Below are 21869 nucleotides of genomic sequence, written 5' to 3'. Positions count from 1 at the left end.
AGGCACACCCCGCCGGCCCGTGCCTGTCCCTGCTGGGATCACCCTTCCGTCTCCTCCGCCAGCACCCGCTGAGCCGTCGCGAAGGCCGAGTTCGCCGCCGGCACCCCGCAGTACACGGCCGTCTGCAGCAGTACGGCCCCGATCTCCTCCGGCGTGAGCCCGTTGCGCCGCGCCGCCCGCACATGCATGGCCAGCTCGTCGTAGTGGCCGTGCGCGACCAGCGCGGTCAGTGTGATCATGCTGCGCTCGCGGCGGCTGAGCGTCGGGTCGGTCCAGATCTCGCCCCACGCGTAGCGCGAGATGAAGTCCTGGAATCGGGCGGTGAAGGGCGTCTGGCGGGCCTGCGCGCGGTCCACGTGCGGGTCGCCGAGCACCTCGCGTCGCACCTGCATGCCCCGCCTGGCGCCGCCGTCGAGGTGCGCCCGCAGGGTGGTGAGGATGGCCTCCGGGCACTGCGCGGGCGCCAGGTGCGAGGCCCCTGGGAGCTCGACGAGCGTGGCGCCCGGCACCGCGTCGGCGATCTCCCGCAGGTGCGGGGGCGGGGTCGCGGGGTCCTGGCGGCCGGCGACGAGCAGAGTGCGCGCGGAGATCTCGGTCAGCCGGTCGCGCAGGTCGAAGGCGGCCAGCGCGTCACAGCAGGCCGCGTATGCCTCCGGGTCGGCCTCGACATGGTCCCGTACGAGTTCCGGCACGGTGAAGTCGCCCGCGAACCAACGGGAGTTCGCGCTCTCCACCAGCCACCCCAGCCCCTCCCGCCGGACCCGCTCGGCCCGCTCCTCCCAGGGACCGCGACCGTTGAAGTGGGCCGAGGAGCAGATCACGGCCAGCGAGTCGACACGCTCCGGGTGATGCACGGCCAGATGCAGACCGACGGCACCGCCCAGCGACACCCCGGCATACGCGAACCGCTCGATGCCGAGCGAGTCGGCCAGTGCCAGCACCAGGTCGGCGAGGTCGGCGACGGTGGCGCCGGGGGCGATCAGTCCGGCCGCCGAACCACCGTGTCCGGGCAGGTCCCAGCGGACCACCCGGTGGGTGATGGACAGCTCGGGCGCCACCTTGTCCCACAGGGCGTGCGACGTCCCGAGCGAGGGCCCGAGCAGCAGCGGGGGTGCGGAAACGGGGCCCTCGGCACGGTGGTTGAGCAGTTTCTCGGTCAACGTCGCTCCAGAGCACGGTCGGTGAGGGTTCCTGCGGAGCCGGTGTATCGGGCCGGGTCGGTGAGCTCGTCGAGGTCGGCGTCCTTCAACTCGGGCTCCTGGGAGAGGAGTTCGGCAAGCGAGAGACCCTCGGTGTACGTCCTCTTGGCGAGGTCCGTGAGCAGGACCTTGGCGCGGGCCCGGCCCAGCACGGACGCCAGCTCGGCGGCGAGCCGTTCGGAGACGATCAACCCGTGGGTGAGGCCGAGGTGTTCGCGCATGACATCCGCGTGGACCCGTAGCCCCTCGGTCAGTTCGACGGCGTCCAGGGCCGCTCCGCCGACCAGCCGCAGCAGATCCCTCAGCGGCTCCCACTCGGCGTGCCAGGCTCCGGCGGGCCGTTCGTCCTCGGCGGTCATCGTCCCGTACAGGGTGGCCGCGAGGTGCGGTGCGCGCCGGGCGGCGGCGGCGATCAGCGTGGACCGTACGGGATTCGCCTTGTGCGGCATCGCCGACGAGCCGCCACCGCTGCCCTCCGCCACCTCGGCGATCTCGGTACGGCCGAGCACCAGTACGTCCGCGGCGATCTTGCCCAGGGCTCCGGCGGTGAAGGCCAGACATCCGGCGAGGTCGGCGATCGGGGTGCGCAGGGTGTGCCACGGGAGGAACGGTGCCTGGAGCCCGAGCTCGCGGGCGAAGGCTTCCGTGAGGGACCGGGTGTCCTCGGCGCCGTACACCGTGAAGGCCGCCAATGTCCCGGCGGCGCCGCCCAGTTGGGCGGGCAGGGAACCCCGTACGACGGCGACCCGGTCCCGCGCGTCCAGTACCAGCGAACGCCACCCGGCCGCCTTCAGCCCGAACGTCGTCGGTACGGCGTGCTGGGTCAGTGTCCGCCCCGGCATCGCGGTGTCGCGGTGGGCGGCGGCGAGCCGGGACAGGGTTCGCTGGACGCGGTCGAGGTCGGCCAGGAGGAGGCCAAGGGTGCGGGCCGCGACCAGCATCGTCGCCGTGTCCTGGATGTCCTGGCTGGTGGCGCCCCGGTGGACGTACGGGCCGTACTGCTCACCGACCGCCTTCGTGAGGTCGGCGACCAGGGGGATGACGGGGTTGCCGCCGCCGCGCGCACGGGCGGCGAGGGACCGTACGTCGAAACGGTCCGCGTCGGCCGCCTCGGTCACCGCGGTGGCCGCTTCCGCCGGGGCCAGGTCCAGCGCGGCCTGCGCCCGGGTCAGCGCCGCCTCCGCGTCCAGCAGTGCCTGGAGGTAGGCGCCGTCGGAGGTCGCGGAGGCGGCGGGGGAGCCTGCCCACCCGGGGGCGAGCAGGCCGGTGTCCGGATCGGGAGAAGTCACTGGAACTCCAGGAAGACCGTTTCGCCTTCGCCCTGAAGGCGGATGTCGAAACGGTATGTGCCGTCGGCCTGCTCCCGCGCGATCAGCGTGTCGCGTCGCTCGGCCGGCACCCGGGCCAGCAGCGGGTCGGAGGTGAGGGCCGCTTCGTCGCCCGGCAGGTAGATCCGGGTGTACAGATGTACCAGCAGACCGCGTGCGAAGACGCACACGCTGATGTACGGCGCGCTCTGCCCGCGTGCGCCCGGGCGCAGGGTCCGTGCGGTCCAGTGGCCGTTGGCGTCGGTCTGGATGCGGCCCCAGCCGGTGAACTCCACGCCGTTGCGGCCCAGAAAGCCGCCGCTCGCCGGGTCGCGCCGCATCGAGCCGTCGGCCTTCGGGACGTTGCCCTCCGGGTCGGCGCTCCACAGCTCCACGAAGGCGTCCGGCAGCGGGTTGCCCTCGCCGTCGGTGATGCGGCCCTGGAGGACGATCGTCTCGGGGTGGCCGATGGGCGCGATGTCGCCGCCGCCGGGGAACGGCAGGGCGTGGCCGTAGAAGGGCCCGACCGTGTGCGACGGGGTCGGCAGCACGGTCTCCGGGCGGCTTGTGTCGATCTTCGTCATGGCTGGTCAGCGCCCTTCTTCGAGCCAGGTTGCCTGCGGTCCGTCCAGCACGATGTCCCAGTGGTAGCCCATCGAGAACTCCGGTACGGACAGGCTGTGGTCGTAGGTGGCGACCAGCCGCTGACGGGCCGCGTCGTCGGTGACCGACTGGATGATCGGGTCGTAGGGGAACAGCGGGTCGCTCGGGAAGTACATCTGCGTCACGAGGCGCTGGGTGAACGCCGTGCCGAAGAGCGAGAAGTGGATGTGGGCGGGCCGCCAGGCGTTGACGTGCTGGCGCCAGGGGTACGGGCCCGGCTGGACGGTCGTGAAGCGGTAGCAGCCGCTGTCGTCGGTCAGTGTGCGGCCGACGCCGGTGAAGTTCGGGTCCAGCGGGGCGTCGTGCTGCTCACGCTGGTGGGCGTAACGCCCGGCTGAGTTCGCCTGCCAGATCTCGACCAGCTGCCCGCGGATCGGGCGGCCGTCGCGGTCGAGGAGCCTGCCCTCGACGGTGATCCGCTCCCCGATCGGCTCCCCGTTGTGCTGCCGGGTCAGGTCGTTGTCGATCTCGGTGATGTCCCGCTCCCCGAACGCGGGGGAGTGCAGCTCCACCAGCTCCGGGTCCTTGGACACGTCGATGCCGATCGGCGGCTGTTTCGGATACCGCAGCACCGAGGAACGGTAGGGCGCGTAGTCGCGGCGCGGCTGGTGCTCGACGGGAGCCCCGTCGGCGAGCCGCTTCTCGTAGGCGGCGTGCTCGGCGGCGATTTCCTGGTCGATGTCGTGCTGGGTGAGAGTCATGAGGATTCCTGCGTTTCGTCAGCGTTCGAGGACGAGGGCGAGCCCCTGGCCCACCCCGATGCACAGCGTGGCGACCCCGACGCCACTGCCCTTGCGCGCGAGTTGGTGGGCCACGGTTCCGGCGAGACGCGCCCCGGACGCACCCAGCGGATGCCCGAGCGCGATCGCACCGCCCTGCGGATTGAGGATCGCCGGGTCGAACTCGGGCCACTCGGCGACGCATCCGAGTACCTGGGCGGCGAACGCCTCGTTCAGCTCCAGCACTGACAGGTCGTCAAACCCCTTGCCCGCCTTGGCGAGCGCGCGGTTGACCGCCTCGACCGGGGCGAGCCCGAAGTAGTGCGGGTCGAGCGCGTTGACCCCGGTGGCGGAAATCCGGGCCAGCGGCTCGCGACCGGTCGCGGCGAGACCCTCGTCGTCGACCAACAGCAGTGCCGCGGCACCGTCGTTGAGAGGCGACGCGTTGCCCGCCGTGACGGTCCCCTCGGAGGGCCGGAACGACGGCTTGAGCCGCGCCATCGCCTCCAGCGATGCGTCCGGCCGTACGCATTCGTCAGCGCCGAAGACGATCGGCTCACCCTTGCGCTGCGGGATGCTCACGGGCGCCAACTCGGCGTCGAAGAGACCCGCTTCCTGCGCCGCCGCCGCCTTCCGATGGCTGCGCAGTGCGAACTCGTCCTGCTGCTCACGCGTGATCTTGTGCTTGTCCGCGATCAGCTCCGCCGACTCACCCAGCGGAATCGTCCACTGCGGCTCCATCCTCGGATTGACCATGCGCCAGCCCAGCGTGGTCGAGTACAGCTCGGTGTGGGCGGCCGGGAACGGCTTGTCGGACTTGGGCAGCACGTACGGCGCCCGGGTCATGGACTCCACACCACCCGCCACGGCGATGGAGGCGTCCCCGGCGGCGATCGCGCGGGCCGCCTGGATCACCGCCTCCAGACCCGACGCGCACAGCCGGTTGACGGTCACGCCCGGCACGGACGTCGGAAGCCCCGCGAGCAGCGCGGCCATCCGGCCCACGTTGCGGTTCTCCTCACCGGCGCCGTTGGCGTTGCCGAAGTAGACGTCCTCGATCCGTGCGGGATCCAAGTCGGGTGTACGACCCAGGAGTTCACGGATCGCATGTGCGCCCAGGTCGTCCGGGCGGACGCCCGCGAGGCCTCCGTTGTAGCGGCCGATCGGCGTGCGGACCGCGTCGACGATGTAGACGTTCTTCACTGCAGGCCCTCCGCGACGGTCAGCTTGGCATCGGTCTTGGCGGTGATCTCCTCGACGCCCACGCCTGGTGCCGTCTCCACCAGCACCAGGCCGTCCTCGGTGACGTCCAGGACGCCGAGGTCGGTGATGATCCGGTTCACGCACGCCTTGCCGGTCAGCGGCAGCGCGCACTCGGTGAGGATCTTCGGGGAGCCGTCCTTGGCGGTGTGGGTCATCACCACGATGACCGTGCGGGCGCCGTGGACCAGATCCATCGCCCCGCCGATCCCGGTGATCATCTTGCCGGGGATGGCCCAGTTGGCCAGGTCGCCGTTCTCGGACACCTGCATGGCGCCCAGCACGGCGACGTCTATGTGTCCGCCCCGGATCATCCCGAAGGACAGCGCCGAGTCGAAGAAGGACGCTCCCGGCAGCACGGTGACGGTCTCCTTGCCCGCGTTGATCAGATCGGGGTCGACCTGGTCCTCGGTGGGGTAGGGGCCGGTGCCCAGGATGCCGTTCTCGGACTCCAGGATCACCTCGACGCCCTCGGGGAGGTAGTTCGGGATCAGCGTCGGCAGACCGATGCCCAGGTTGACGTACTGACCGTCCTGGAGCTCGCGCGCGGCCCGCGCGGCCATCTCTTCCCGCGTCCATGCCATCAGCTGCTCACCGTGCCCCGTGCCGGAGCCGCGGAGATCGTCCGCTGCTCGATCCGCTTGTCCGTGGCCTGCTCCGGGGTCAGTGCGACGACCCGCTGCACGAAGATCCCCGGCAGATGCACCGCGTCCGGATCGATCTCGCCGGGCTCCACCAGCTCCTCCACCTCGGCGATGGTGACCTTGCCGGCCATCGCGGCGAGGGGGTTGAAGTTCCGTGTGGACCTGTTGAAGACCAGGTTGCCGTGCCGGTCGCCCTTCGCCGCCCGGACCAGCGCGAAGTCCGTGCGGATCCCGTGCTCCAGAACGTACTCCGTGCCGTCGAACTCCCGCACCTCCTTCGGCGGTGAGGCGAGGGCGACGCCGCCCTGGCCGTCGTAGCGCCAGGGCAGTCCGCCGTCGGCGACCTGGGTGCCCACCCCGGCCGGCGTGAAGAACGCGGGGATGCCGGCGCCGCCCGCCCGCAGCCGCTCGGCGAGCGTGCCCTGCGGGATCATCTCGACCTCCAGCTCACCGGCCAGGTACTGGCGGGCGAACTCCTTGTTGGCGCCGATGTAGGAGCCGGTCACCCGGGCGATCCGTCCGGCCGCGAGCAGGATCGCGAGCCCGGACTCCATCGCCCCGCAGTTGTTGGAGACCACCGACAGTCCGTCGGTGCCCTGCTCGAAGAGGGCCTGGATGAGCACGTTCGGCACACCGCTCAGCCCGAAACCGCCCACCGCCAGCGACGAGCCCCGGGTCACGTCGGCCACCGCCTCCCGGGCTGTGGCGACCACCTTGTCCATCCGTGTAGCCCCATTCCAATTGCTCAGTACACTGAGTACTTCAGCGAGGTTCCTCTTAAGCTGCCACTGTGGCAGCCTGTCGTCAAGACTCACTACTCTTCAGTGCACCAACCAATACGACTCGGGAGCGCACATGGCCGCGGTGGACCTCACGACCCACCCCGGGCACCTCGCCCGGCGGCTCCAGCAGGCGCACTACCTGCTGTGGAACACGATGGTCTCCGAGGAGATCACCTCGCCGCAGTTCGCGGTCCTGAACGCGCTCGTCGCCGAGCCGGGGCTCGACCAGCGCACGGTGGGGGAGCGGGTGGGGCTCGACCGTTCCACCATCGCCGAGGTCATCAGCCGGCTCGGCCGGCGCGGGCTGCTCGACAAGGTGCGCGACCCGCAGGACGGCCGGCGCTTCCTGCTGCGCCTGACCGCCGACGGGGTGCGCACCCACCGCAAGCTGAGCGTGCGCACGGCCCGGATGAACCAGGTCTTCCTGGCCCCGCTCTCCGCCGACGAACAGAACCTGTTCTTCGAGCTGATCCGCAGGGTCTCGGACGCGGCCGAGGGGCTCCGCAATCCCGCGGAACCCCTCGTCACCCAGCGCTGATCAGGACGCCTTCGCGAACACGACCCACACCTGGCCCTTCGCGAAGTTCACCGGCTTGCCGTCCTTCGTGGTGAACTCCGTCCCGTCGGCGGCCTTCTCCCTCTTCCAGTTCACGTCGTAGGCGCGTCCGTCGCGCAGCACCTTCGCCCGGCCCGAGCCGACCGTCACCGTGTACGGCGTGTTGTTGCCGAGGAAGTCGTGGTAGGCGGACGGGCGCACCTTCACGTACTGCACGACGACCGTGGCCGGTGCCAGCCGCTTCCCGTTGCTCGTCGTGTCCGGTCTGCCGTCCATCGAGACCAGCCAGCGCCCCCGGCTCGCGGACCAGGTGAAGGTGAAGCGGGCGGCCGGGAACCGGACCGTCTCCGAGGTGTCCTCGGTACCGCCTGCGGGCGCGGGGCCGTAGCGGAAGCCGGTGGTCAGCGCGGCCGCGCCCGGCTCGGTGGGCATCAGGCGCTTCGGGCGCAGATAGAGGTTGTGCGGGGAGACCTTGTCGGGACCGCGGAAGTAGGCGCCGGCCGCCGTCTCGGGGGTCTTGGCGTCCAGCGGTGCCCGGTTGATCAGGGGCATCAGCTTGCCCTGGGCGCCGGAGAAGGCGAGCGTCGGGTCGTCGAACTGCCGCAGCAGCTCCAGGTCGGACTCGCGGGCGCTGCGGACCGGGCCGACGGCCTTCGGCAGTTTTGTCGCGAAGACCGCCATGAGGCGGCTGAGGCCGCCCTCGACCTGCTCGGCGTAGACGATGTCCGCGGAGTCGATTCCGGTCTGCGGCCGCGCCGCACGCACGTTGTCGATCTTCACGGCGAGCACGGAGGGCCGGTCGGACTCCTGGCTCGGTTCCGATGTGCCCGGTTCCGAGGTGCGCACCTCGCCGCGCCCGTCGTCGGCCGGGACACGGGGCGTGCCCTGCCCCGTGCAGCCCGCGGCGAAGATACCCGTGACGGCCAGCACCGCCGCCGCCGTACGGGCGCGTCGTGTGCGCGCCCCGCGTCCCATGCCCACCATGACCACCCGTCTCGTGCCATCGATTGTGCGCTTATAAGTTCATTGGTGGCCATACCCGTCCGATTCTGATTGGTCGCGTCCGGTAGGCCGATCGGCCCAGGAACGCGATTCGGCGGACACCTCCACGGGTACCCGGGGCGACCCCAGGACCGACACGCGGACGTGACGGAGGGAGTGCCGGGAGATGAAGGCTGTGACCTGGCAGGGCAAGCGGGACGTACGGGTGGAGGAGGTGCCCGATCCCCGGATCGAGGAACCCACGGACGCCGTCATCCGGATCACTTCAACCGGGCTGTGCGGCTCCGACCTGCACCTCTACGAGGTGCTCACCCCGTTCATGACACCGGGAGACATCCTCGGCCATGAACCCATGGGCATCGTCGAGGAGGTCGGCGCCGGTGTCCCGGACCTCGCGGCGGGCGACCGGGTCGTGGTGCCCTTCCAGATCGCCTGCGGCAACTGCTGGATGTGCATGACCGGACTGCCCACCCAGTGCGAGACCACCCAGGTCACCAGCGAGGGCATGGGAGCCGCTCTGTTCGGCTACACCCGCCTCTACGGTGCCGTACCGGGCGCGCAGGCCGAGTACCTGCGCGTCCCGCAGGCCCAGTACGGGCCCATCAAGGTGCCCGAGGGCGCGCCGGACGACCGTTTCGTCTACCTCTCCGACGTGCTGCCCACCGCCTGGCAGGCCGTCTCCTACGCGGACGTCCCCGAGGGCGGCAGCGTCGCCGTGCTCGGCCTCGGGCCCATCGGCGACATGGCCTGCCGGATCGCCCAGGTGCGCGGCGCCGGGCGCGTCTTCGGCGTGGACCTGGTGGCCGAGAGGCTGCGCCGGGCACGCGCGCGTGGCGTGGAGACGTACGACCTCAGGAGCTTCGACAGCGAGAAGAAACTGGTCCAGGCGATCCGCGACGAGACCGACGGCCGTGGCCCGGACGCCGTGATCGACGCGGTGGGCACCGAGGCACACGGCAGCGGGGCCGCCCGGCTGGCCCAGAACGCCTCGGCGCGACTGCCGCGCAGGCTGAGCGGGCCGTTCGCCGAGCGCTTCAGCGTCGACCGGCTCGCCGCCCTGCACACCGCCATCGAACTGGTGCGCCGCGGTGGCACGCTCTCCCTCACCGGCGTCTACGGCGGCATGGCCGACCCGCTGCCCATGCTCACCATGTTCGACAAGCAGATCCAGATCCGGATGGGCCAGGCCAACGTGCGCCGCTGGGCCGACGAGATCATGCCGTACCTGACGGACGAGGACCCGCTTGGCGTCGACGACTTCGCGACTCATCGTGTGCCGCTGTCGGACGCCCCGCACGCGTACGAGATGTTCCAGAAGAAGCAGGACGGCACGGTGAAGGTGCTGATGCGGCCGTAGGGCTCCGATTCAGCTCAGGATCTCGTCGAGGTCGTAGCGCACCGGCTCCTCCAGCTGTGCGTACGTACAGCTCTCGGGGGTGCGGTCGGGGCGCCAGCGGCGGAAGCGGGCGGTGTGGCGGAACCGTACGCCGTTCTCCATGTGGTCGTAGGCCACCTCCGCCACCCGCTCCGGCCTGAGCGGCACCCAGGACAGGTCCTTCTTGCCCGACCAGCGGCTCGGCGCTCCGGGCAGCCGGGCGCTCACGTGGGCGGCCTCCTCGGCCCAGGCCGCCCAGGGATGCCCGGACGCGTCCTCCATCCGCAGTGGTTCCAGCTCCTGGATCAGCTCGGCCCGCCGCTTCATCGGGAAGGCCGCTGACACGCCCACGTGCTGGAGCGCGCCCTTGTCGTCGTGGAGGCCGAGCAGTAGCGAGCCGACGACAGGGCCGCTCTTGTGGAAGCGGTAGCCGGCGACCACCACGTCGGCCGTGCGCTCGTGCTTGATCTTGAACATGGCGCGCTCGTCCTGGAGATAGCGCCCGGTGAGCGGCTTGGCGATGACACCGTCCAGACCCGCGCCCTCGTACTGCTCGAACCACTGCAGGGCCACGTCGATGTCGGTCGTCGCCGGCGCGAGGTGCACGGGTGCCGTGACCTCGGCCAGAGCCGTCGTCAGCAGCTTCCTGCGGCCGGTCAGCGGGACGTCCAGCAGCGACTCGTCCTGGAGCGCCAGCAGGTCGAAGGCGACGAAGGAGGCGGGTGTCCGCTCGGCCAGCGTCCTTACCCGGGAGGCCGCCGGATGGATCCGCTCGGTCAGCGCGTCGAAGTCCAACCGCCCGTCCCGCGCGATCACGATCTCCCCGTCCATCACGCACCGCTCGGGAAGACGCAGCGCGAGTGCCTCGACCAGCTCGGGAAAGTACCTGGTCAGCGGCTTGCCGGTACGACTGCCCAGCTCGACCTCGGCCTTGTCCCGGAAGACGATCGCCCGGAACCCGTCCCACTTCGCCTCGTAGTGCATGCCCGGCGGGATCTTCGCCACGGACTTGGCGAGCATCGGCTTCACGGGGGGCATCACCGGCAGATCCATGGTCCGATTCTGCCCTTGGGATTCCCGGAACGCCTGATATGCGAGGTATGGCCTGCGGGCCTACCGTGGCCGCATGGGTGACGCGGTGGAACTGGAGGCGGGCGGCCGGACCGTACGGCTGTCCAGCCCGGACAAGATCTTCTTCCCGGAGCGCGGCTTCACCAAGCTGGACCTCGCGCAGTACTACCGGGCCGTCGCCCCGGGCATCCTGCGCGCCCTGCGCGACCGTCCCACGACCCTGGAGCGCTACCCGGACGGCGTGACCGGCGAGAACTTCTTCCAGAAGCGGGCGCCCAAGAACATGCCCGACTGGATCCCGACCGCCCACATCACCTTCCCCAGCGGCCGCAGCGCCGACGAGATGTGCCCCACCGAGGAGGCCGCCGTCCTGTGGGCCGCCCAGTACGGCACCCTCACCTTCCACCCCTGGCCGGTCCGCCGCGACGACGTCGACCGCCCCGACGAACTCCGCATCGACCTCGACCCGCAACCGGGGACGGACTATGACGACGCCGTGCGCGCGGCTCATGAACTGCGGGCGGTCCTGGAGGAGTTCGGCGGTCTGCGCGGCTGGCCCAAGACCTCCGGCGGACGCGGCCTGCATGTCTTCGTGCCCATCGAACCGCGCTGGACCTTCACCCAGGTGCGCCGGGCCGCGATCGCGGTCGGGCGCGAGATGGAACGCCGGATGCCGGACCACGTGACCATCAAGTGGTGGAAGGAGGAGCGGGGCGAGCGCATCTTCGTCGACTACAACCAGACGGCCCGCGACCGCACGATCGCCTCCGCCTATTCCGTACGGCCCCGCCCGCACGCCCCCGTCTCCGCGCCCCTGCGCTGGGAGGAGGTCGGCGAGGCGCACCCCCAGGACTTCGACATCGCGTCCATGCCCGCGCGCTTCGCCCAACTCGGCGATGTACACGCGGACATGGACGATCACGCGTTCTCGCTGGAGGCCCTGCTGGAGCTGGCCCGCCGGGACGAGCACGACCACGGGCTCGGCGATCTGCCGTACCCGCCCGAGTATCCGAAGATGCCGGGGGAGCCCAAGCGGGTACAGCCGAGCCGGGACGCTTCCAGGAAGACGCCTCCTACAGCTCCTTGATCCGGATGTCCCGGTACGAGACCACGTCCGTCGTGCCGTGCACCTGGAGTCCGACATAACCGGAGGCGAACCGCCGCCCGTCCGTGCCCGGGTCGTCCGAGCGGGGCGGGTAGAAGTCCTGGCCGCCGATGTTGTCGAACTCGTTGATCAGCACGCCGTTGCGGTAGACCGAGTAGTGCTGGTCGACCACACGGATCTCGTAGTCGTTCCAGGTGCCCTTCTGGGTGACGCCGGCACCGGCGAGCCCCACCCGGTCGAAGCCGTAGACCGACCCGGTCTTGTACATGTCGCCGTCCGGCCGGTCGAGCACCTGCACCTCGTGGCCGTACTTGATGGCGACCCACTCGGGCCGGGACTCCTCCGGGTGGTCGTGGACCCACGGGAACCGCACGAACACACCGGAGTTGGCGTTCCCGGTGCCCGGGGCGTCGTCCCGCCACTGGAGCTTGAGCGAGAAGTCGCCGTACTTGCGCTCGGGGAACCAGAGCATGCCGAGCCCGTCCTTCGTGGTACCGGACGTGATCGACCCGTCGCCGTTCGGCGCGAACGAACCGCCGCCCACCTGCTGCCACTTGGCGAAGGACTCGGGGCTGCCGTCGAGGATCGTGCGGTAGCCCTCGGTCTGCCCCGGCCTGCCGATCCCGGACGCACGGGCCGCCGCGTCGATGGCGTCGTACTCGCGCGCGTCGATCACCCCGTCCCGGTAGAGCTTGTCCAGGACGGTCTTCACATGCTTGAGGAACAGCGCGTGGGACGTCCACTCCTTCTCGTCCTCGATCAACTCGTTGATCCGGCACCGGCTGTTGGTGATCCGGTTCGGCACGCCCGAGTCGACCGTGCCGACGATCACCGTCAACCGCTCGTCGAACTCCGGGCAGTTGGGCGCCGGAACCTGACTGGAGACCACCGTGAAGGTCAGCGTGCGGGCGGCCGAGGTGTTGCCCGCCTTGTCGGTCGCGCGGTACGCCAGGGTGTGCGTGCCCGCCCGGTCCACGACCACCGGGGCGGTGTACGCCAGATAGGGCCCGCCGTCGATCGAGTACTCGGCACCCGCGACCCCCGAACCGCCCTCGTCCGTGGCGCTCACGGTCACCTTTGCGTTGCCGACGTACGCCCCGTCGGAGTTGCGCGTGCCGTCCACGGTCACACCGGTCACCGGCGGAGTGGTGTCCTGCGGAGTCGCCGCCACGACCGTGAACCGGACGCTCTTCTCGGCGGCCACGTTGCCCGCCCTGTCGGTCGCCCGGTAGCGCACGGTGTGGGTGCCGAGCTGATGCACCATCACGGGCATGGTGTACGGCTGCCAACTCCCGTCGTTCACCGCGTACTCGATGGTGTTGACTCCGGACCCGGTGTCGGAGGCCGACACGGTCACCGTCGCCATGTCGATGTACGTGCCGTCCGGGTTCTGCTCGCCGCTCACCGTCGCCGAGGTGTCCGGCGGGGCGGTGTCGTCGGAGGGCGGCGGGACGACCGTGAAGTCGGCGCTCTTCTCGGCGGAGACGTTGCCCGCTTTGTCGACGGCCCGGTAGCGCACCTTGTGGTCGCCGACCTGGTCGACGACGACCGGGGCGGTGTACGGCTGCCACGCGCCCGTGTCCCCGATCGCGTACTCGATCCGGTCAACGCCGGAGCCGCCGGCCTCGTCGGTCGCCGTGACCGCCACGCTCGCCGAACCGACGTACTGGCCCTGCGCGTTCTGCGTGCCGGTCACCTGGGCCGCGGTTGAGGGCGCGGTGGTGTCCTCCCCGGTGCCCTCGGTCACCACGAGGATGCCCTGCATCTGGCCGTGGCCGGGGATCGTGCAGTGGTAGAAGTAGCGGCCCGGCGAGAGCGTGACCTCTGCGGTGTGGCGGCCGCCCATGTCGTCGTTCGGGTTGGCGAGGATGTTGAGTTCGACGTCGTTGTTGAACTCGGGGTCGCTGGTCACGAAGGTCAACGTGTGCGGCATGCCGGTGGTGTTGCCGGTGGCCGTGCTGTTCTCGAAGACGATCGTGGCGGTGCCAGCGACGGCAGTCGTCGGCGCGGAGTTGTATTTGGTGATGTCGTCGCCGGCGGTCCAGGTGAGGAGCTGTTCCGCTGCGCTTGTCTGCTCGGGTTGTGCCGGGGATGTCGACTTGAGGCCGAGCATCATCAGCAGGGCGGCCAATAGGACGGTCAGAGCTCTTCGGTGGTGCATCACTGCCCTCCCCTCACCAGCTGTCCGGCGGCCGGAGTGGGCCCGCCGCCCGTGTAAGTGACTCTCCACAGCGCCGACTTGGTGTCCGAGGTGAAGAAGCCGCGCCCGTAGTCGAGGACGTAGAGCGCGCCGTCCGGACCGAACTTCCAGTCCATGAGGTTCTTGATGCCGTCGTTGCCGATCGGCACGATCTTCTTCAACGACTCGGAGTGGACCGGGAGTCCGCCGTCGCCGTGGGTCTTCGGGTCGGTGATCACCGCGTTGCGTGGCTGGTCGGCGTCGTAGAAGTCGCCGACGAACCACTTGCCGTCCCAGTAGGAGGGCCACTTGACGGTGCTGGTGGCCGAGGCGGTGTCGTAGCGGTAGACGGGCCCGTTCATCGCGGCCTGGCCGCCGCCCTTGAGCCAGGGCAGCAGGTACTTGGCCTCCTCCTGCTTGTAGGACGGGATGCCGTTGGCGTCACGCGGGTAGTCCGGGGCACCGCCCTGCGGCGAGTACCAGATGTTGTTGCCGGTGACCGGCGGGAGGTTGACCAGACCGTCGTTGTTGGGTGACTCGTTCTTCGGGTGGTCGCAGTCGTACCAGCCGAGCGGCTGGTCGGGGTCCGGCAGGTTGCGGTCGCGGTAGGGCTGCTTGTTGCCCATGCAGTACGGCCAACCCCGGTTGCTCGCCTTGGTGATGACGGCGAACGTGTCGTACTTGGCCGGGCCCCAGGTGGTCGAGGGCGCGCTCGCGTCCGGTCCGACCCACCCCGCGTAGAGGATGTCGGTCTTCTTGTCGACGAAGATCCGGGCCGGGTTTCTGACCCCCATCACATAGATCTCGCCGCGCGTCTTGCCGCCGCCCTCGTCGGTCTCCTGGCCGGTGAAGAGGTTGCCCTCGGGGAGTGTGTACGTCCCGTCGGCCTCCGGATGGATGCGCAGGATCTTGCCGTTGAGGTTGTTGGTGTTGCCTGCGGTGCGGCGCGCGTCCGCGAAGGAGACGCCCTTGAAGTTCGGCTGCGGGTTGTTGCCGGAGTAACCGCCGCTGAAACCGCTGGAGTTGTTGTCACCGGTCGCGATGTACAGGTTGCCCTTGGAGTCCCAGGACATCCCGCCGCCCGCGTGACAGCAACTGTGCACCTGGACCGGCCACTTGAGCAGCACCTTCTCGCTGTTCAGATCCAGCTTGTTCGTCGCGCGGTCGAGCGTGAAGCGGGACACGCGTCGCTCCGCCATGCGGGTGTCGCGGTTGAGGCCCGAGTGCGGGGTGTAGTGCAGATACACCCACCCGTTCTCCTCGAACCGCGGATCGAGCTCGATCCCGAGCAGGCCCTCCTCGACCTTGACCAGCTCGTCGCCACCGCCCTTGTTGCCGAAGACGGTCAACTCGCCTGCCAGGGTGACTTTCTTGGTCGCCGGGTCGTAGACGTGGATCTGGCCCTTGCCCTTGCCGATGCCCGGGTTGTTCCAGTCGGTGACGACCGGCTGGGAGGAGTCGGCCCCGCCCCTGCCGATGTACAGGACCCGCCCGTCGGGCGCGGTGACCAGGCCGTGCGGTTCGCCGATCTGGTCGTTCTGCCCCGGCTGGTTGGGCTGGGTGAGGCGCTCCGCCTTGTAGTTGGCGTTGATCGTCGCCTTGCAGTCGGCCTGCACGAGCCGTGAGGTCCACAGCAGTGCGCCGCGCAGATGGGTACGGAAGTCGGTCTCGTCGTACGAGGAGACCGTGCCGCCCATGCCGGTGTAGAAGGACCGGCCGCCGTCGTAGTCCCGGCACCAACTCACCGGATGGTCCCATCCGTTGGCGCTCGCGCCCGGCTGGTAGGTCGACTCGCGTACCCGGGCCACGGTGTGTACGTCGCCGGACGGGTTCTTGGTCCAGTTGAACCACTGGTCGGGACGCTTCCACTGCACCGGCAGATCCCTGGTCGCCGGATGCTGCCGGTCGCCGACCTCAACGGTGGCGCGCTGTACGGCCGTTGGACTGGAGGCGTCGGGGCGGGCGCCGAGGAGGCCCGTGAACCAGTCGGAGTACGGCTCGGCGCGGGCCGCGTCATGGATGCCGACGAAACCGCCGCCCGCCTCCATGTACGCCTCCAGGCCGGCCTCCTGGTCCGGGTCGAGGACGTCCCCGCCGCCGGTCAGGAACACGATCGCGTTGTAACCGCCCAGCGCCTGCTCGTCGGTGAAGACCCTGGCGTCGTCCGTGGCCTCGGTCTCGAACCGCTGGTTCGCCGGTCCGGACAGCCCGATCCCCTCGATGGCGGCGATACCGGCGTTGACGACCGGCGACTCGTCCCCGGCGGCCGCCGACCCGTGGAAGACCAGCACCCGGACATCCCCGCCGCCCGGTGGCGACTTGACGGACATCGTTGTCGGAACGGGTTCGGAAACGGCCCCGGCGGTGGGACCGGACATCAGCCCGGCACCGACGGCCCCGGCGGCAACGCAGGCCGCCCAGGCCCGTCTTCTCCTCGCTCGTGTGCTTCTCGCGCTCAACCCTCGTAAGTGCATGGGCACCTCCTCGGTCACGGCAACAGCGCCATGGAAGCTAGACGGCTTTGCGTCACTCGCCAATACCTATGACCGGGATCGCACAAACTTTGTCCTGAGTGTGGATAAACGGCCTGGGGGCCGGTACCGTCTCACAGGTTCATCACAGGTACGTCTCCGCAATATCCGTATCGGGGTGGGGAGTTCCGCATGGGCGCACTGGACAGACGCGGGTTCAACCGACGCATCCTGCTCGGTGGCGTCGCCGTCGCGACATCGTTGTCGGTGGCTCCGGAGGCCATGAGCATCGACCGGTCGGCGACGGTGGCCCCACCCGGCGGCGAGGTCCGGCACATCAAGATGTACGCCGAGAAGCTCGCGGACGGGCAAATGGGCTACGGCTTCGAGAAGGGCAAGGCGACGATCCCCGGTCCGCTCATCGAGCTCAACGAGGGCGACACCCTGCACATCGAGTTCGAGAACACCATGGACGTCAGGGCGAGCCTGCACGTCCACGGGCTGGACTACGAAACCTCCAGCGACGGAACGCGGTTGAACCAGAGCGATGTCGAGCCGGGCGGCACCCGCACCTACACCTGGCGCACCCATGTGCCGAGCCGACGCAGCGACGGCACCTGGCGGGCGGGCAGCGCGGGCTACTGGCACTACCACGACCATGTCGTCGGCACGGAGCACGGGACAGGCGGCATTCGCAAGGGCCTCTACGGTCCGGTGATCGTCCGCCGCCAGGGCGACGTCCTCCCGGACGCGACCCACACGATCGTCTTCAACGACATGCTCATCAACAACAAGCCGGCACACTCCGGGCCCGACTTCGAGGCCACGGTGGGCGACCGGGTCGAGTTCGTGATGATCACGCACGGCGAGTACTACCACACCTTCCACCTGCACGGTCATCGCTGGGCCGACAACCGCACGGGCATGCTCACCGGCCCCGACGACCCGAGCCAGGTCATCGACAACAAGATCGTGGGCCCCGCGGACTCCTTCGGTTTCCAGGTGATCGCGGGGGAGGGCGTCGGAGCGGGCGCCTGGATGTACCACTGCCATGTGCAGAGCCACTCCGACATGGGGATGGTGGGACTGTTCCTGGTGAAGCGGACGGACGGGACGATCCCCGGGTACGAACCGCACGAGCACGCAAACCAGTTGGCCGAGCACGAGCACTGACCGATCATGGGCGCGTGACTCTTCTCCTCACTCGCGGTGATCTGGAAGCACTGCTGGAGCCGGAGGCCTGCGTCGACGCGCTGCGGGAGGGCTTCCGGGACGCGGAGGCCGTTCCGGTTGCGGGACAGCGGGTACGGACGGACCTCCCGTTCCCCGGCACGGCGACCGCGTTGCTCCCCGGCCTGCTGCCCGGTGTCCCGGCCTACACGGTGAAGGTCAACGCGAAGTTCCCGTCCGCACGGCCCGCGCTGCGCGGAGTGATCTGCCTGCACAGCGGCGCCGACGGAGAGTTGCTCGCCCTGCTGGACTCGGCGACCGTCACGGCGTGGCGGACGGGGTTTGCGGCGGCGTTGGGTACGCACCTGCTCGCCGGACCCGGGGAGGCGGTGGGCGTGATCGGGGCGGGCGCGCAGGCCGAGGTGATGGTGCGAGGACTGGTGGCGCTACGGCCACGCAGTGCCCTCTTCGTCCACGACACCTCTGCCGACCGCGCCGCGGAGTTCGCCGCGCGGCACGGCGGCGAGGTGCTGTCCTCCGTGGAGGAGGTGGCCGCGGCCGCCGACATCGTCCTGACGGCGACCTGGTCCCGGGAGCCGCTGTTGAGCCTGGCGGACACGAGGGCGGGACAGCACTTCACCAGTCTCGGCGTGGACGAGCCGGGGAAGGCGGAGCTGGCGGCCGACCTGCTGGACGCGGCGCTCCTCGTGGTCGACGATCGTGAACTCACGGCGAGTGTGGGCGTGTTGAGGGCACCTGACGCGACCCTCGGCGAGCTGGTGCGGTCCGAGCACCCCGGCCGCACGAGTGACTCGGACCGTACGGTCTACGCCCCCGTCGGTCTGCCCTGGCAGGACCTCGCGCTGGCCTGGACGGCGTACGGGCGGGCCGAGCGGGAGGGGATCGCGCGGCGGATGGATCTGCTGGCGTGAACCCGCTCACGATGTCCAGCACCCACCAGTCCAGGGCCGTTTCATCCTGGACGTAGAGGCACGGCCCTCGTGAGGCGATACGGCGGCGGCCGAGCGCCCTTTCGTCGACGGCGAGAGCGCTCTCACCGCCCCGTCCGCCGGAGCTATCCTGATCGGCACCCCGCCGACGAGGAGCTCCGAAGTGACCGACACAGCGCCGCGCCCCACTCTGGAGGCCGTGGCCGCGCGGGCCGGTGTGTCCCGGGCCACCGTGTCCCGGGTGGTGAACGGCGGGGACGGGGTCAGGGAGCCGCTCGTCGAGCGGGTGCGCAGGGCTGTCGAGGAACTCGGCTATGTGCCCAACCAGGCCGCCCGCAGTCTTGTCACCCGGCGCCACGACGCCATCGCCGTGGTCGTCGCCGAGCCGGAGACCCGGGTCTTCGCCGACCCGTTCTTCGCGCTGCAACTGCGCGGAATCAGCCAGGAGTTGACGGCCCACGACAACCAACTCGTGCTGCTGCTCACCGAGGGCCGCGACGACCACGCCCGCGTCGGGCGCTACCTCGCCGGAGGGCATGTCGACGGCGCGCTCGTCTTCTCCTTGCATCTCGACGACCCGCTGCCCGGACTGATCCAACGGGCCGGTGTTCCCACGGTGTTCGGCGGCAGGCCGGGTTGGAGCGACGGCGGCAGGGACGTCGTGTACGTCGACAGCGACAACCGGGGCGGCGCCCGCGAGGCCGTGAGCTATCTCGTCGGGCTCGGGCGCACCCGCGTCGCCCACATCACCGGCGCCCTCGACCAGACCTCCGCGGTGGACCGCCTGGAGGGCTACCGGGACGTCATGGGCGTCGCCGACCCGGAGCTCGTCGTACGGGGCGACTTCACCCCCGCCGGCGGAGAGCGGGCGATGCGGGAGCTCCTCGACCACCACCCCGACGTGGACGCGGTGTTCGCCGCCAACGACCTCACCGCGGCCGGCGCCCTGCGTGTGCTGCGCGAGAGCGGGCGCCGGGTGCCCGAGGACGTGGCGGTGATCGGCTTCGACGACATGCTGCCCGTCGCCGAGCAGACCGAGCCACCGCTCACGACGGTCCGTCAGGACATAGAGGAGATGGGCCGGTTGATGGCCCGCCTGCTGCTGCGCGACCTCGACCCCACGGGTGGAGGAACCGCACCGGCCGGTGTCGTACTGCCCACCACGCTGGTGCGGCGTGCCTCCGCGTGACCGCTGTCGCCCCTAAGGCGTCTGCTGCGGCACGCTCTTGATCACCGCGAAGCGGGCGCCGTAGGGATCGGCCAGCTTGGCGACCCGGCCGACACCCGGCACGTCGGTGGCGGGCAGCCGGACGCTGCCGCCGAGCTCCCGCGCCTTCGAGACCGCCTCGTCCGTGTCGGCGACCTCGAAGTAGGGCAGCCAGTACGCTCCGGCCTCCGCCTCCATCGGGTCGTCGGCCAGCGGGACGATGCCGCCGAACATGGCGTCCTCGCTCTGCCCGTCCGGCAGGACCGTCGTATAGGTGCCGCCGGGGAAGTCGACGCCGTACGTCTCCAGACCGAGAGCCGCCCGGTAGAAGTACGCGGCCATCGGCAGGTCGGCCGTGTACAGCTCGACCCAGCAGAGCGAGCCCGGCTCCTGGGTGACGTCGAGCCCCTTGTTCCGCCCGGGCTGCCAGATGCCGAAGGGCACGCCCGCCTTGTCGGCGAGGATCGCCATGCGGCCCTGGTCCATCACGTCCATGGGCTGCATCAGCACCGCGCCGTGCGCCTGCTCGGCCGCCTTCGCGGTGGCGTCCGCGTCCGGGGTCTGGAAGTACACGGTCCAGGAGGGCGGGCCCTGCTCCGGTGTGGTCTGCATGCCGCCCGCGGCGGTCCGGCCGCCGAGCTGGAAGAAGCCGTAACCGCCGGCCTCTGGCGGGCCCGGCTGAAACTCCCAGCCGAACACACCGCCGTAGAAGGAAGTGGCGCCGTCGATGTCCGGGGTGCCGAGGTCGAGCCAGTTCGGAGCGCCGGTGACATAACGGGTGGTGAGCATCTCTGCCCTCCTCTGAAGGGTCCCGTTGCCTGTACTGCCGAGTCTTGCACCGCCCACTGACATTCGCCGCCAGAACGCCGCGGCGGGTACGCGTGGTGACCGGGGGAGAGCGAGTGCTGTTCATCCGCGGAAGGGGCGAGCCGAGACGTCGGCGGCCCCCGCCGCGACGTGGACGCGAGCCGCACGAACCGTTTCCGCGCGCCGCCGTGCGCCCCGGCACCGGGAGGGGCACCATCAAGGCGGCCGGAGGCCGTGAACGGCCTCGTTGATCCCGCGTTGATCGAATGTTTTTCGCTGCCCGGCACGATCTCGGCCATGCACACCGACACCATCACCCCGGCCGACCGCGACTGGCAGGCACAGGCGCTGTGCGCGCAGACCGGGGCGGACTTCTTCTTTCCCGAGCCGGGCAGCTCGGTACGGGAGGCGAAGCGCATCTGCGGCATGTGCGAGATGCGCCCGGCCTGCCTCGACTACGCCCTGGCCCACGACGAACGCTTCGGCGTCTGGGGCGGCCTCTCCGAGAAGGAGCGGCTGGAGCTCCGGAGGACGGAGAACCGGTGAGCCGGGCGGTCGGGAGTGCGGTGAGAATCCGGGAGCGCACCCGGGCGTAGCGCAGAGGCCGGTGCACCGCCTTGCCCAGGCGAGGCGGAATCCAGTCGCCCGCCCCCTCGGCCGCTCCGCCCGCGCAGGGTCAGGCGATCGCGCCCGCCGTCATGATCAGCTCGGGCGCCGTGCCATGGAACGTGTCGAGGAGCTTCGCCGGGACCGCCCAGGCCTCCTCGCGGTCGTCCAAACGCTCGCGTGGACGTGTACGGGCCGGGACCGGCCAGGACACCGGCCTGCCGGATCCGGTGGGCGAACTTGGGGTGGCTTTGGGGTGGCTGCCGAACTGCGTCCGCAGCGCGGGCGGGCAGTCCGGACGTACGGACAGGGCCCCACGGGCGTAACCGGGCAGTGGCCGCTCGCCGTCGGCCGCGGCGACCGTCTGCCAGCCGCGGTGTCCCCAGCGCCATGGACGCCGCGCTCCCGGCAAGCCCCATGGCGGTGGCGGCCCGCAACCGGCCCGACGAGTCCCCGCGCCACGACGTGCTGCGGCATCGGCGGTTCGACGGCGTTCTTGGCGAGGAAGCGGTCCACGGGCAGCGGGCCCTTGCACCCGGACCGAACGGCACGCCCAGCGCGTTGAGTTCCTGGTCGTCCTCCTCCAGGATCCCCACCGGCATGGAGGACGGGACCGGGGTCAGCTTCAGGACGGCGTGGGCGCGGGCGAACCGGCGTCCGTGCGCGCCCGCCGACGGCACACCGATCCGCCGCCGTATCCGTGCGGCGGCATCGGCGTCGGTCACGTCGAGCAGGAAGCCGACGGCCCGCTGCCTGTGCAGCTGTCATGCATGGGCGCATGATGACACAGGCCGCG

At 70.4% G+C, this 21869-nt stretch carries 20 protein-coding genes; 7 read left to right on the top strand and 13 right to left on the bottom strand.

What is annotated here, in order from left to right; genetic code table 11:
• Window positions 1-38: 38 nt before the first annotated feature.
• Genes pcaD through ACI2L1_RS29685 form a run of 7 tightly spaced genes read right to left on the bottom strand, consistent with a single transcriptional unit; the run spans window position 39 to window position 6514 of the window.
• Window positions 39-1160: a 3-oxoadipate enol-lactonase gene (gene pcaD, locus ACI2L1_RS29715; protein ID WP_404742471.1), complete on the bottom strand. Its 1122-nt coding sequence runs from the start codon at window positions 1158-1160 to the stop codon at window positions 39-41.
• On the bottom strand, window positions 1157-2488 hold the full coding sequence (pcaB, locus tag ACI2L1_RS29710; RefSeq protein ID WP_404742470.1) for a 3-carboxy-cis,cis-muconate cycloisomerase: 1332 nt from the start codon (window positions 2486-2488) through the stop codon (window positions 1157-1159). The genes pcaD and pcaB overlap by 4 nt, the downstream gene beginning before the upstream one ends.
• Complete coding sequence (pcaG, locus tag ACI2L1_RS29705) at window positions 2485-3090, bottom strand: protocatechuate 3,4-dioxygenase subunit alpha (protein ID WP_404742469.1); 606 nt, start codon at window positions 3088-3090, stop codon at window positions 2485-2487. Before pcaG ends, pcaB begins: the two co-directional genes overlap by 4 nt.
• A gap of 6 nt (window positions 3091-3096) precedes the next feature.
• Window positions 3097-3870, bottom strand: coding sequence for a protocatechuate 3,4-dioxygenase subunit beta (gene pcaH, locus ACI2L1_RS29700; protein ID WP_404742468.1), 774 nt, complete (start codon window positions 3868-3870; stop codon window positions 3097-3099).
• A gap of 18 nt (window positions 3871-3888) precedes the next feature.
• A complete protein-coding gene (locus tag ACI2L1_RS29695) occupies window positions 3889-5091 on the bottom strand; it encodes a thiolase family protein (RefSeq protein WP_404742467.1) in 1203 nt (400 codons plus the stop codon).
• Window positions 5088-5732, bottom strand: coding sequence for a CoA transferase subunit B (locus ACI2L1_RS29690; RefSeq protein ID WP_404742466.1), 645 nt, complete (start codon window positions 5730-5732; stop codon window positions 5088-5090). Before ACI2L1_RS29690 ends, ACI2L1_RS29695 begins: the two co-directional genes overlap by 4 nt.
• Entirely contained in the window at window positions 5732-6514 is a 783-nt protein-coding gene (locus tag ACI2L1_RS29685; RefSeq protein ID WP_404742465.1) for a CoA transferase subunit A, read from the bottom strand. The genes ACI2L1_RS29690 and ACI2L1_RS29685 overlap by 1 nt, the downstream gene beginning before the upstream one ends.
• Window positions 6515-6647: 133 nt before the next feature.
• Between ACI2L1_RS29685 and ACI2L1_RS29680 the strand changes: the two genes are divergently transcribed.
• Window positions 6648-7112 (top strand): MarR family winged helix-turn-helix transcriptional regulator, encoded by a 465-nt coding sequence (locus ACI2L1_RS29680; RefSeq protein ID WP_404742464.1) that lies wholly within the window; start codon window positions 6648-6650, stop codon window positions 7110-7112.
• On the opposite strand, the gene ACI2L1_RS29675 is transcribed toward ACI2L1_RS29680, so the two are convergent.
• Complete coding sequence (locus ACI2L1_RS29675; RefSeq protein WP_404742463.1) at window positions 7113-8105, bottom strand: DUF3048 domain-containing protein; 993 nt, start codon at window positions 8103-8105, stop codon at window positions 7113-7115. It abuts the gene before it with no gap.
• 193 nt (window positions 8106-8298) lie between these two features.
• On the opposite strand from ACI2L1_RS29675, the gene ACI2L1_RS29670 reads away from it, so the two are divergent.
• Window positions 8299-9489 (top strand): alcohol dehydrogenase catalytic domain-containing protein, encoded by a 1191-nt coding sequence (locus ACI2L1_RS29670; RefSeq protein WP_404742462.1) that lies wholly within the window; start codon window positions 8299-8301, stop codon window positions 9487-9489.
• A gap of 9 nt (window positions 9490-9498) precedes the next feature.
• Here ACI2L1_RS29670 and ACI2L1_RS29665 read toward each other — a convergent pair whose 3' ends face one another.
• Window positions 9499-10560, bottom strand: coding sequence for an ATP-dependent DNA ligase (locus ACI2L1_RS29665; RefSeq protein ID WP_404742461.1), 1062 nt, complete (start codon window positions 10558-10560; stop codon window positions 9499-9501).
• A gap of 73 nt (window positions 10561-10633) precedes the next feature.
• Between ACI2L1_RS29665 and ligD the strand changes: the two genes are divergently transcribed.
• Complete coding sequence (ligD, locus tag ACI2L1_RS29660; protein WP_404742460.1) at window positions 10634-11665, top strand: non-homologous end-joining DNA ligase; 1032 nt, start codon at window positions 10634-10636, stop codon at window positions 11663-11665.
• Here the strand turns inward: ligD and ACI2L1_RS29655 are convergent.
• Window positions 11652-13844: an OmpL47-type beta-barrel domain-containing protein gene (locus ACI2L1_RS29655; protein ID WP_404742459.1), complete on the bottom strand. Its 2193-nt coding sequence runs from the start codon at window positions 13842-13844 to the stop codon at window positions 11652-11654. The two genes, ligD and ACI2L1_RS29655, sit on opposite strands and share 14 nt — an antisense overlap.
• Window positions 13844-16336, bottom strand: a complete 2493-nt coding sequence (locus ACI2L1_RS29650; RefSeq protein ID WP_404742458.1) for a ThuA domain-containing protein — start codon at window positions 16334-16336, stop codon at window positions 13844-13846. The genes ACI2L1_RS29655 and ACI2L1_RS29650 overlap by 1 nt, the downstream gene beginning before the upstream one ends.
• 189 nt (window positions 16337-16525) lie before the next feature.
• Here ACI2L1_RS29650 and ACI2L1_RS29645 point away from each other — a divergent pair, with 189 nt between their 5' ends.
• The 3 genes from ACI2L1_RS29645 to ACI2L1_RS29635 all read left to right on the top strand — a co-directional run bounded on the left by ACI2L1_RS29645 (window position 16526) and on the right by ACI2L1_RS29635 (window position 19642).
• Window positions 16526-17506 carry a multicopper oxidase domain-containing protein gene (locus tag ACI2L1_RS29645; protein ID WP_404742457.1) on the top strand — a complete coding sequence of 327 codons (981 nt, stop codon included), beginning with the start codon at window positions 16526-16528 and terminating at the stop codon, window positions 17504-17506.
• A 14-nt stretch (window positions 17507-17520) separates the two neighbouring features.
• On the top strand, window positions 17521-18435 hold the full coding sequence (locus ACI2L1_RS29640; protein WP_404742456.1) for an ornithine cyclodeaminase family protein: 915 nt from the start codon (window positions 17521-17523) through the stop codon (window positions 18433-18435).
• A gap of 181 nt (window positions 18436-18616) precedes the next feature.
• Window positions 18617-19642 (top strand): LacI family DNA-binding transcriptional regulator, encoded by a 1026-nt coding sequence (locus ACI2L1_RS29635; protein WP_404742455.1) that lies wholly within the window; start codon window positions 18617-18619, stop codon window positions 19640-19642.
• Window positions 19643-19654: 12 nt separating this feature from the next.
• On the opposite strand, the gene ACI2L1_RS29630 is transcribed toward ACI2L1_RS29635, so the two are convergent.
• Window positions 19655-20449, bottom strand: a complete 795-nt coding sequence (locus tag ACI2L1_RS29630; RefSeq protein ID WP_404742454.1) for a VOC family protein — start codon at window positions 20447-20449, stop codon at window positions 19655-19657.
• Window positions 20450-20764: 315 nt separating this feature from the next.
• On the opposite strand from ACI2L1_RS29630, the gene ACI2L1_RS29625 reads away from it, so the two are divergent.
• Window positions 20765-21013, top strand: a complete 249-nt coding sequence (locus tag ACI2L1_RS29625) for a WhiB family transcriptional regulator (RefSeq protein ID WP_404742453.1) — start codon at window positions 20765-20767, stop codon at window positions 21011-21013.
• 130 nt (window positions 21014-21143) lie between these two features.
• On the opposite strand, the gene ACI2L1_RS29620 is transcribed toward ACI2L1_RS29625, so the two are convergent.
• Window positions 21144-21485 (bottom strand): hypothetical protein, encoded by a 342-nt coding sequence (locus tag ACI2L1_RS29620; RefSeq protein WP_404742452.1) that lies wholly within the window; start codon window positions 21483-21485, stop codon window positions 21144-21146.
• Window positions 21486-21869 lie beyond the last annotated feature (384 nt).

Source organism: Streptomyces sp. NPDC019531 (genome assembly GCF_044903305.1).
Lineage (GTDB): Bacteria > Actinomycetota > Actinomycetes > Streptomycetales > Streptomycetaceae > Streptomyces.
This window is presented reverse-complemented; position numbering and strand designations above follow the sequence as displayed.

Excerpts from the sequence above, each read along its gene's own strand:
- ACI2L1_RS29630 (WP_404742454.1), bottom strand. The coding sequence starts at position 20,449 with ATGCTCACCACCCGTTATGTCACCGGCGCTCCGAACTGGCTCGACCTC.
- ACI2L1_RS29650 (WP_404742458.1), bottom strand. The coding sequence starts at position 16,336 with ATGCACTTACGAGGGTTGAGCGCGAGAAGCACACGAGCGAGGAGAAGA.
- pcaH (WP_404742468.1), bottom strand. The coding sequence starts at position 3,870 with ATGACTCTCACCCAGCACGACATCGACCAGGAAATCGCCGCCGAGCAC.
- ligD (WP_404742460.1), top strand. The coding sequence starts at position 10,634 with ATGGGTGACGCGGTGGAACTGGAGGCGGGCGGCCGGACCGTACGGCTG.
- ACI2L1_RS29655 (WP_404742459.1), bottom strand. The coding sequence starts at position 13,844 with ATGCACCACCGAAGAGCTCTGACCGTCCTATTGGCCGCCCTGCTGATG.
- ACI2L1_RS29670 (WP_404742462.1), top strand. The coding sequence starts at position 8,299 with ATGAAGGCTGTGACCTGGCAGGGCAAGCGGGACGTACGGGTGGAGGAG.
- pcaG (WP_404742469.1), bottom strand. The coding sequence starts at position 3,090 with ATGACGAAGATCGACACAAGCCGCCCGGAGACCGTGCTGCCGACCCCG.
- ACI2L1_RS29685 (WP_404742465.1), bottom strand. The coding sequence starts at position 6,514 with ATGGACAAGGTGGTCGCCACAGCCCGGGAGGCGGTGGCCGACGTGACC.
- ACI2L1_RS29675 (WP_404742463.1), bottom strand. The coding sequence starts at position 8,105 with ATGGGACGCGGGGCGCGCACACGACGCGCCCGTACGGCGGCGGCGGTG.
- ACI2L1_RS29665 (WP_404742461.1), bottom strand. The coding sequence starts at position 10,560 with ATGGATCTGCCGGTGATGCCCCCCGTGAAGCCGATGCTCGCCAAGTCC.
- ACI2L1_RS29690 (WP_404742466.1), bottom strand. The coding sequence starts at position 5,732 with ATGGCATGGACGCGGGAAGAGATGGCCGCGCGGGCCGCGCGCGAGCTC.
- ACI2L1_RS29645 (WP_404742457.1), top strand. The coding sequence starts at position 16,526 with ATGGGCGCACTGGACAGACGCGGGTTCAACCGACGCATCCTGCTCGGT.
- ACI2L1_RS29680 (WP_404742464.1), top strand. The coding sequence starts at position 6,648 with ATGGCCGCGGTGGACCTCACGACCCACCCCGGGCACCTCGCCCGGCGG.
- ACI2L1_RS29625 (WP_404742453.1), top strand. The coding sequence starts at position 20,765 with ATGCACACCGACACCATCACCCCGGCCGACCGCGACTGGCAGGCACAG.